This is a genomic window from Photorhabdus sp. HUG-39, assembly GCF_963878365.1.
Taxonomy (GTDB): Bacteria; Pseudomonadota; Gammaproteobacteria; order Enterobacterales; family Enterobacteriaceae; genus Photorhabdus; species Photorhabdus kayaii.
In genome coordinates, this window is sequence record NZ_CAWNWY010000109.1 from 1 (window position 1) to 949 (window position 949).

The 949-nt window shown below is 35.1% G+C and carries 2 protein-coding genes; both read right to left on the reverse strand.

All coding sequences use genetic code 11. The features are described from left to right. Positions 1 to 209: 209 nt before the first annotated feature. A complete protein-coding gene (locus AAC155_RS24240) occupies positions 210 to 371 on the reverse strand; it encodes a hypothetical protein (RefSeq protein ID WP_158536640.1) in 162 nt (53 codons plus the stop codon). A 40-nt stretch (positions 372 to 411) separates the two neighbouring features. After that, a complete protein-coding gene (locus tag AAC155_RS24245; RefSeq protein WP_113044421.1) occupies positions 412 to 891 on the reverse strand; it encodes an Hcp family type VI secretion system effector in 480 nt (159 codons plus the stop codon). Between the last annotated feature and the right edge of the window lie 58 nt (positions 892 to 949).

A 949-nucleotide genomic window follows, 5' to 3' on the forward strand; every position in this document is an offset into this window, starting at 1 on the left:
AGCTGTAAAGCTGGGCCGTTTTTTGGGTGTTTATGGTCAGTTTCAAGTTGCTATTTATTTATCAATTACTAATCGAAAAAATGAGAATAAATAAACCTGATAGTAAATACATGCATCAATAATATTACAATTTTATTCAACGCTTACCTTCCAATATTAATTCACTGAATAAAAGTATATTGCCATTAATATAGGATGGACACTCTTCCTTATATCAATGGCAATATATACCCGTCATCTTTCAAGTTGCCTCTTTGTTGGCTGCACTCACTCACCCCGGTCACATCGTTACCTATGCTCCCGGGGATTCGCTCCCTTGCCGTCGCGATGCATCTTGAAATCCATAGGGTATACTTATTTAAAAAATACACTTATATCCCAACCAAAATATAAGCGTATAAACTGCATTTATCAATAAACCATATCATCCCAAATACAATATCCTGATGTTCCCGCCATATGATGCCGACAAGTAATATTAACATACTGAACTGAAATAACTTCCTCCGGCTGGCCGTTATTATCATTAATAACATGCGGACAATTAACATTTAAATCACAAATTTTTGCCCCAGTGAGCAAGATGGAATAAAAAAGTTCCTGTGAACCTATTTGAGAAGTCCGATAAATATCAAATGTCAACTCCAATCTTTCATGATTAGCTGCCGCTATCATTAACAATGGGGAAGATTTATCTAATAGTTTAATGAAGTTTACCGGCTGATAATTAACATTCTGAGCAACTGTCAGACCATGATTAAATTGCAACACCATAATTTGATTTTCATGTCCATGCTGATACCGATTACCAATGGAATCCAAAGTCGAACATCCTTGAGAAATAAGCCCCTGAGATTCACCTTTTATCGTCACATAAATCATATTTGCCATAACTATACCTACTTAATTTACCTTATGTTCAAGTTCTCATTCTGAGTTATTTTCCTTT